The organism is Tepidimonas sp., assembly GCF_029335975.1.
Classification (GTDB): domain Bacteria; phylum Pseudomonadota; class Gammaproteobacteria; order Burkholderiales; family Burkholderiaceae_C; genus Tepidimonas.
This window is the reverse complement of record NZ_JARJMT020000125.1, coordinates 1-8,442: the sequence shown is the minus strand read 5'-3', so window position 1 is coordinate 8,442 and position 8,442 is coordinate 1. Positions and strand designations below refer to the sequence as shown.

Here is an 8,442-nt window from a genome sequence, read left to right as displayed (position 1 = left end):
CAACTCGGCCATGCGGTGGGCTTGGAGTTGCTGGCCGAAGGCGTGGAAACCGAGGCGCAGCGCGCTTTTTTGGCTGCCCGCGCCGTGCCACGGGCTCAGGGCTATCTGTGGTCCCCCGCTCGGCCCTTGAACGACTGGCTGACCCACGCCGTCTTGCCAACGCCGAGATGATCTGCTTGCATTTTTTTACGGCAATGCAATTCCTGGGGATGGATGGGCCAGGGCCGCCAATTCACCAGTGCCTCCGCAGCAGTACATCACGCCCGATCAGGCTTGCCTTGGCAGCCCGTCGGAAATCAGGAGGTAGTGTTCCGATTGAAATACAAAGGCATTGCCTCTGGAAACACTTTGGGTGGTCCTGGTGGAGGACGACCGTTACCCGAGCATGGGCCTGCTCGCCGAGCACAAGCAAGGACTGCCGAAATTGGTTGCCTTAGCAGCCAAGCGGACAACCTCCGTCATGACGTTGTTGCACAACTTAGCAGACACAACCGTGTCAGAGTCAAGCGATGGACCGTTTTATGAACAGCGATCTGGCGTCGATCTGAGATAGGAGATAGAGGATGACCATGAAATCTGTGAGCGCCGCTGCGCCAGCGAACGTGAAGGCCGAAGCGGTGACTGATCTGCTCCGAATTCCGTGCCTGCGCAAACGAACCAAATCCGCGCAACGCAAAGGAAGCGCGATGCGCAAGAGCAGGTTTACACAAGAGCAGATCATCGGGTTCATCAAGCAGGCTGACGCCGGCGTGAACGTGGCGGAGCTATGCCGCAAGGAAGGCTTCAGCACGGCCACGTTTTACAAGTGGCAAGCCGAGTTCGACGGTATGGAGCTGCGGCGCGAACGCGTGCCGCTGAACCGGTGCGAGGCGATCAACGAGGTCTGGAGCATGGACTTCGTCAGCGACAGCTTGGCCAACGGACGCCGCATCAAGTGCCTGACGATCACTGACGACTTCAGCCACGAGTGCGTGGACATCGCCGTGGATCACGGCATCGGCGGCGACTACGTCACGCGCGTGCTGGATCAGGCGGCCCGCTTCCGCGGCTATCCGCGGTCCGTGCGAACCGACCAAGGGCCGGAGTTCACCAGCCCGGCGTTCCTGGCCTGGGCCACCGCAAAAGGCGTGCGGCACATCCTCAACCAGCCTGGCAAGCCGACGCAAAACGCCTACATCGAGGGCTTCAATGGCAAGTTGCGCGACGAGTGCCTGAACGAGCACTGCGTCCAGACATGGGCGCAGGCGCGCCACGAGATCGCACGGTGGCGGATCGACTTCCATGAGGGGCGACCCCATGCGAGCTGCGGCCGCATCCCTGCGGCACGACTCGCCTCGCTGCATCGCCAGCCGGCTGACGACGCAGCCTGCGTGACCCACAGGACCCAAGCGTAACGTTCATCAACCCCGCGCAGATGTTCCAAACTGGTGGTACGGGAAACGGGGGCAGGTAACTCCCACCTCACACAGTGGCCAGTTCGGCACCGGCCGTTTCGGGCTCGTCGTCAGCATCGCCAGCCTTCAGCCCAACAGACAGACGAACAGCTTCCAAATCGACCTTGATCTCATCGAAAGTCAATTCGTCAGCGGCTCGGGCAACCAAGGTCTGGGCGGCACCGATCACAAAGCGATCACCCGCAGAGATGCGCAGACCAGCAGCTTGCAGCCGTGATGACAGCGCATTGACTGTCTGGCGCACGTCCTGGACAGCGGGCGAATGGTGCCGGGCAAACGCCTTCTTACGGCACACGAGGATCGCATCAAGACTGATCGGGTCTTTCGCCGCCGTCTTGGGTCTCGCAGCTCGCAGCTCCCCGTGAACTGGGTGAGCGGCAACAACGGCTAGGCCCGCCTCGCTGATCGCCTCGTAGATGGCGGCCCAACCCTCCGCTCGCGAGTGATGAAAGCTAAATGCCAGTACGCCGTCGTCCTTGAGTACGCGGCAGGATTCAGTGAACACGGCAGCGAGCTGCCGGGCGAATACACGCGGGTCTTTGTGCTGCACCTCGCCGTGGTCTGACGAGTCCTCGCGAGCCATCCACGGATAGCGGCCGCGAAGTACTGGCGACAGCCAGGCAAAGAAAAAATCGCTCAACTCTGAGTAATTAACGAAATCGAAGTAGGGAGGGTCGGTCACAACCGCGTCCACCGATCCTGCGGGCACCGGCAGCCGGGAGCTGTCGCCGTTGAGGATCAGCAGGCCATGATCGGTCGTCGCCAGCTCGGCCCACGTCTCGACGAGATGAGCGCGGATCGGGCGGCTGGCTATCGTTTTGCGTGACCCTACACGGTTGCCGTCCTGGTCGTACTCGCAGGCAATCTCAAAGGGCTCATCGAGGTAACGCTTGGCGCGCAGTAGGCGCGATTCAAACAGCGTGCTGAATGTGCCGCTGCTCTTGTCAGTGCCCCACACCGAGTTTTCCAGCGGCGTGCGTTCAGGCTTCAGAATGTGGTTCGAGAACATGTGCCGGACGGCCCCGGTGCCCTCGCCCTTGAAGCTGCAAAACAGGTTGTTGAACTCCAAGGTGCTGGAGAACAGGCACAGCATCTGTTCCTGTACAGCCGGGTCGTCGATCCTTAGGATTTCGCGCAGCAGCAGCCCGAGACACAGTAGTTGGCGCGCATTGAAGAAGTCGCGCCAGTGGGTGTAGTTGTAGCTGCGCGCCTGGTCAGTGTTGTGGCCCGGACGGACCGGGATTTTCGGTAGTGGCAGTGTCTCACTTGCAAGGCGGCGCTGAGCTTCCTCGTAGAGCGCCAAGTCCTCAGCACGCACTGGCAGATACACCTTCGTGCCATCAGCGCGCAACGCCATCATCGCGTACATGCGATGTGCAGGCGGGGTGCCATCCTTGGGCAGCAGTTCCTTGATTCGAAAGCGCCGGCCGTTCTTGGTCGTGACGTATTGACCAGAGGCCGGGCCGGCCTGCGGGTTGAAGTGATGGCCGCAGTGCTGGCAGTGCATGTCGGTCGCGTCGTAGCGGCCCTCGAACACGCCCCAGCAGAGCGGGCATACGATCTGCGCTCGCGGTTTCTTCCTCGGGTAGGCGTCCTGGGCAAACACATAGCGTGACAGCAGCGGGATCGACTCGCCTTGCGGCGTCGTGACCGTCTTGACCCAGAAGTAGTACAGCACCGGAATCGATTGCCCGTTTTGTGGATCAGTGGTCTGGTAGTAGTGCCGAATCTGCGGCGCCACATCACGCTCCAGCTGCTTGAAGGCGGCACGAAGCTGGGCCTCGGACGCGGGTGTGAACGCCTGGCGGACAAGAAACGTGCTGACCGGGTTGATGTCACAACCGATGGCCTTAGCCCCCAGCTTGACGGCCTCGCCAAGCGTCGTGCCGCTGCCCATGAAGGGGTCGAGCACCACCTTACCAGCCAGGTCGTGCGTCTTGTAGAAGTTCGCCCAGATATCCGTGCCAGGTTGACTCAAAGCCCCAAGCGTGATGCCACGGAACACCGATCCCAGTCGGGTCGCCCACCACTTGTGGATGTGGTATATCGGCCGATTGATCTCCTTGCGCCAGCTCTCCTGCTCAGCGATCTGGCTGATCTCAACCAGCGGGAAGCCGCACTCCAGTGCGGTCGCGGCGCCCGCAGGGGCGCACCCGATATTGGCAGCAGCTATATTCATTCCTCGTCCGCCAGGTTGTTGTCGTCGGGCTGCACCGGAGTGCCGGTCATTGATACGGGCTTGCTGGCTTGACCCTTGAGCCGATAGGCGACGAATCGGTGCTGGGTGCCTGCTTTGGGGTTAGGCACACGCTCTGCGCTCAGCTCGTTCGTGCGCAAGTCGAAGTTGTAGCCCACCACCAGCGTTTCGGCCTCAACACGGGTAAGGTTGCCGACCACCTGGTAGCGATCATCAGCGCCGAAGTCTTCTGGGAGGATAAGGGTCATCAGGCCCGTGGTGCCCTCGGTGAGCGCAAAGGGGGTCGGCGCGACGTACATCTTCCGGTCGCGAATCATGATATCGCCGTAGGTGCCGAAGCCCTTTACGCTCTTGTTCTTGTGGACGTAGTTGTGATCGGCGTTCAGAAAGTCGCCGTGGCACACAACGAGGTCAACGACAGGGTACTGCCTACGGCCGTTGCCCTGATCTGCGTAGCCAGACAGGTCCGCCGGATAGCGCCCGAACACGTAGAAGATTTGACGGCCATTGTGGTAGCCGGTCGGCACCTGGCTATTCGAATCGTAGTCCCGCTCACGTCCTGGCCACGCCAGCCCCTTGATCTCGTAGCCTTCGGTGTGCTCAACCAAGCAGAAATCTGGATAGGTGTTTCGGCCTGAGCCCTCGAAGTGCATAGACAAGCTTTGGAGGCGCTTCTGAAACCAGTTCTGAAAATGGAATTCCTTGTCCTTCGCAGAGACGGACTCGATCAGCTCTCCGGCCTGGACTGCTTGAACGCATTTCTCGAACACGTCGAACGCGGTTGTCCTTTTGGTCATGTTGTCCCCTCAATGAGTTCGTACGGCGGCACGACGCCGCAATACTTATAAATCGTTGTTCGCGACACACCGTAGTCACGGGCCACTTCGGCGACGCTCGTGTTCGGGTCGCGTAATAGCATCTTAATCTAGCACATCTGTTTATATCTGTTTGGCCTCCAGCTTTGGCTTGCGATCGCCCGCCCGACCTCGGGCACGTGCTGCGGCCAACCCGGCCTTTGCACGCTCTCGGATCAAGCCGCGCTCGAATTCATCCAATGCCGCGAGCACATAGAAAACCAACTTGCCCGCCGCGCTGCCTGTCTCGATCTTCTCCGTCAAGCTCTCAAAACCCATGCCTTGCCGCTCAAGGTCGGCCACGATCTGAACCAAGTCGGGCAAACTGCGGCCAAGCCGATCCGACCGCCAGACGACAAGGGTATCTCCAGCCCGCAGAGCCTTTCGGTACTGTTCAAGCTCCGGGCGGGCTGCACTCTTACCGCTGGCCGCTTCCTCTTAGATCGCACCGCACCCGGCCCAAGTGAGCGCGTCGCGCTGCAGGTCTAGGTGCTGGTCATAGGTCGATACGTGGGCGTACCCTATGCGTTGATTCATTGACGGATTCAGAACACTAAAAAATTGACAGACAGTTTAACACTCATAGGCGGCTTCGGCGAGCCAAAAGCGGGACACTACGGGTTTTCTAGAAAACCATGCGTTTCTCGGTATCTATGACGTGATCAAGAGGCCGGATGTGAAGCTGTATGCGTTCGATCGTGACTGGACGCTGCATCTAAGGTCGGCCTACGAAGTCGGGCGCGAACAGGACCTGCTACCAGAGACGGCAGTGGCTGAGCTGGCACAGATCGATGCGTTCTGGCGCACGCATCCACAGGCCTCCGATGCCCCCTTTGGCGATCTCATCCCGCGTATCGATCCGGCGCGGGAGCTGGCAGGCTGGTCGGAGGATGAGGCTGGCAAGCCCGTGGCGATTCCGCCGCATCACTGGTTGTGGCGGCTGTCCGGGGACTGGTGACGGTCAATGCGCTTTCCCCGCCACCGTATCGCCGAGATGAAGCCACGAGCGCGCATGCTCGCATCACCTGCGATGGCCCGGCGCTGCTGCGGGGGCAGCAGCCCAATGTCTCGGGCGATACGGGCTGATCCCGGGGTTGCGCAGCGCAAGGGGTATCAAGGCAGGGCCGTGGAGTGGCCTGTGGCGATGAGGCCTGACCGGCGGGGAATGCCTTAGTGTTTTCTTTGTCGACGTGACGTCAGGCTAAACTTGACACGGTCGCTGGTCAGGTTACCGATGTCCATTTGGGGCGACACAGACTCCCGATGCTGGGCTTTCGAACGACAAAGCGCGCTGCGGGCCGATCGACTAGGCGGTCTATTGCGGGGCTCGGTATGATCGGCTGTTGCGCGTCGCGTGCGTGTATGGTCAGGGGAATGTTGCCGATGAATGTCCGCTTGCGTTTTTTCGCTGCCATCCGCGAAGCCTTGGGCTTGGCGGCCCTGGAGGTTCAGACCTCGGCCCCCACGGTGGCTGCGCTGCGCGATGAGCTCATCGCCCGTGGCGGGGTCTGGACAGAAACGCTGGCGCGTGGCCGCGCCGTGCGCATGTCGGTGGATCAGGTCATGGCCGATGAATCCACGCCCCTGCACGACGGTGCCGAGGTGGCGTTCTTTCCGCCCGTCACCGGAGGGTGAGGCCATGGCCCTGCAGCGGCGCAGTGTGACGATCCAGACCGAGCCGTTCGACCTTGGTGCTGAAGTGGCGGCGCTGCGCGCGGGCGACCCTGGTGTCGGCGCAGTATGCGCCTTCCTGGGCACCGTGCGCGATGTCAACGACGGCGACGCGGTGGCTGCGCTGGAACTGGAGCACTACCCGGGGATGACCGAGCGCGCGATCGACGCCATGATCGATGAGGCGGCGCGGCGCTTCGACATCCGCGGCGTGCGCGTCATACACCGCGTCGGCTCCCTCGGGCCGCAGGATGTGATCGTATTGGTCGCAGTGACCTCTGCGCACCGCGGCCAGGCGTTCCAGGCGTGTGAGTTCCTGATGGACTATCTCAAGACCCAGGCACCGTTCTGGAAAAAGGAACACACCCCGCAGGGTGCGCGTTGGGTGGATGCGCGCGTCAGCGACGATACGGCACTCGCCCGCTGGGGTATCGAGGCGAAAAACACCTGATGCCGGATGCACGCCTGGGCACACCACGGTTGACGGACACGCGCGACTTTTGATCCGCATCAACGGCGCTGGGCTTGAAAGCACAACACAGTCGCCCCACATGGGATGACAGTTAACCTTTTCGGAGCCTGTTCCATGCGTGCCGACAAATTCACCACCTCGTTCCAAGAAGCTCTGGCCGAAGCGCAGTCGATGGCGTTGGCCAAAGACCACGCGTATATCGAGCCGGCGCATCTGCTGGCCGCGCTGCTGCAGCAGGATGGACCGCCAGCCTTGCTGCAACGTGCCGGCGTCAACGTCGCACAGCTGAAGAAGGCGGCAGAGGATGCCGTGCAGCGCCTGCCGCAGGTGCAGGGGCAGGAGCAGGTGCAAGTGGGGCGCGACACGGTCACGCTGCTGCAGGCTGCCGAAAAAGAGGCCCTCAAGCGCGGTGACCAGTTCATCGCCAGCGAACTGTTCCTGCTCGCGCTGGCCGATGGCAAAACCCCGCTGGCCGACGCGGCACGTGCTGCGGGCCTCAACCGCAAGGCCCTGGAGGCGGCCATCGATGCCGTACGAGGAGGACAAACCGTGAACAGCCCAGAAGCCGAGAACCAGCGCGAGGCGCTGAAGAAGTACACGCTGGACCTGACGGAGCGTGCCCGTCAAGGCAAGCTCGATCCCGTGATCGGCCGCGACGACGAGATCCGGCGCACGATCCAGATCTTGCAGCGGCGCAGCAAAAACAACCCCGTCTTGATCGGCGAGCCAGGTGTGGGCAAGACCGCCATCGTCGAGGGCCTGGCGCAGCGCATCGTCCATGGCGAGGTGCCCGAGACGCTGAAAAACAAGCGCGTGCTGGCGCTGGACATGGCTGGACTGCTGGCTGGGGCCAAGTACCGCGGTGAGTTCGAGGAGCGTCTAAAGGCCGTGCTCAAGGAGATCGCTGCTGAAGAAGGGCGCGTGATCCTTTTCATCGACGAGATCCACACAATGGTTGGCGCCGGCAAGGCCGAGGGCGCTATGGACGCTGGCAATATGCTCAAACCCGCCTTGGCGCGCGGTGAGCTGCACTGCATCGGCGCCACTACGCTGGACGAATATCGCAAATACATCGAAAAAGACGCAGCGCTGGAGCGGCGCTTCCAGAAGGTGTTGGTCGATGAGCCCAGTGTCGAGGCCACGATCGCCATCCTGCGCGGCCTGCAGGAGAAGTACGAGTTACACCACGGCGTCGAGATCACCGATCCGGCCATCGTCGCTGCCGCGGAGCTCTCTCACCGCTACATCACCGACCGCTTCTTGCCGGACAAGGCGATCGACCTGATCGACGAGGCGGCGGCGCGCATCAAGATGGAGATCGACTCCAAGCCCGAAGCGATGGATCGTCTGGAGCGGCGCCTGATCCAACTCAAGATCGAGCGCGAGGCGGTGCGTAAGGAAACCGACGAAGCGTCGCGCAAGCGGCTGGAGCTGATCGAGGAGGAAATTGCGCGGCTGGAGCGCGAGTATGCCGACCTGGAAGAGGTCTGGAAGACCGAAAAAGCGCAGGTGCAGGGTTCGGCACAGATCAAGGAAGAGATTGATCGCATCCGTTTTCAGATCGAGGAGTTCAAACGCAAAGGGGACTTCAACAAAGTCGCCGAGCTGCAGTACGGCCGCCTGCCGGAGTTGGAGCGACGGCTGCAGGAGGCCCAGGCGCGCGAAGCCGGCAAGGACGGTGCCAAGGGCTTCAAATTGCTGCGCACGCAGGTCGGCGCCGAGGAAATTGCCGAAGTGGTCTCGCGCGCCACGGGTATTCCGGTGTCCAAGCTGATGCAGGGCGAGCGCGACAAA

The 8,442-nt window shown here is 61.8% G+C and carries 9 protein-coding genes; 5 read left to right on the top strand and 4 right to left on the bottom strand.

Going from position 1 to position 8,442, the window contains the following annotated elements:
* Positions 1–686 precede the first annotated feature (686 nt).
* On the top strand, positions 687–1,394 hold the full coding sequence (locus P3W97_RS06800) for an IS3 family transposase (RefSeq protein WP_300845053.1): 708 nt from the start codon (positions 687–689) through the stop codon (positions 1,392–1,394).
* Between the two features lie 67 nt (positions 1,395–1,461).
* Here P3W97_RS06800 and P3W97_RS06795 read toward each other — a convergent pair whose 3' ends face one another.
* The 4 genes from P3W97_RS06795 to P3W97_RS06780 are packed head-to-tail and all read right to left on the bottom strand — an operon-like array spanning position 1,462 to position 4,883.
* Positions 1,462–3,633: a DNA methyltransferase gene (locus P3W97_RS06795; RefSeq protein WP_300845049.1), complete on the bottom strand. Its 2,172-nt coding sequence runs from the start codon at positions 3,631–3,633 to the stop codon at positions 1,462–1,464.
* Positions 3,630–4,448 carry a hypothetical protein gene (locus tag P3W97_RS06790; protein ID WP_300845047.1) on the bottom strand — a complete coding sequence of 273 codons (819 nt, stop codon included), beginning with the start codon at positions 4,446–4,448 and terminating at the stop codon, positions 3,630–3,632. The genes P3W97_RS06795 and P3W97_RS06790 overlap by 4 nt, the downstream gene beginning before the upstream one ends.
* Positions 4,445–4,570: a helix-turn-helix domain-containing protein gene (locus P3W97_RS06785; protein WP_300845045.1), complete on the bottom strand. Its 126-nt coding sequence runs from the start codon at positions 4,568–4,570 to the stop codon at positions 4,445–4,447. The genes P3W97_RS06790 and P3W97_RS06785 overlap by 4 nt, the downstream gene beginning before the upstream one ends.
* Before the next feature lie 19 nt (positions 4,571–4,589).
* Positions 4,590–4,883 (bottom strand): recombinase family protein, encoded by a 294-nt coding sequence (locus P3W97_RS06780; protein ID WP_300845051.1) that lies wholly within the window; start codon positions 4,881–4,883, stop codon positions 4,590–4,592.
* A gap of 280 nt (positions 4,884–5,163) precedes the next feature.
* On the opposite strand from P3W97_RS06780, the gene P3W97_RS06775 reads away from it, so the two are divergent.
* From P3W97_RS06775 to P3W97_RS06760, 4 genes are all read left to right on the top strand, one after another.
* Entirely contained in the window at positions 5,164–5,463 is a 300-nt protein-coding gene (locus tag P3W97_RS06775) for a hypothetical protein (protein ID WP_300845043.1), read from the top strand.
* A gap of 425 nt (positions 5,464–5,888) precedes the next feature.
* Positions 5,889–6,140 (top strand): molybdopterin converting factor subunit 1, encoded by a 252-nt coding sequence (moaD, locus tag P3W97_RS06770; protein ID WP_300845041.1) that lies wholly within the window; start codon positions 5,889–5,891, stop codon positions 6,138–6,140.
* A 4-nt stretch (positions 6,141–6,144) separates the two neighbouring features.
* The gene (gene moaE / locus P3W97_RS06765) at positions 6,145–6,627 is read left to right on the top strand and encodes a molybdopterin synthase catalytic subunit MoaE (protein WP_300845038.1); all 483 of its coding nucleotides are present in this window, start codon (positions 6,145–6,147) and stop codon (positions 6,625–6,627) included.
* Between the two features lie 135 nt (positions 6,628–6,762).
* The coding region (locus P3W97_RS06760) for a Clp protease N-terminal domain-containing protein (RefSeq protein WP_300845036.1) at positions 6,763–8,442 on the top strand (1,680 nt) is incomplete at its 3' end.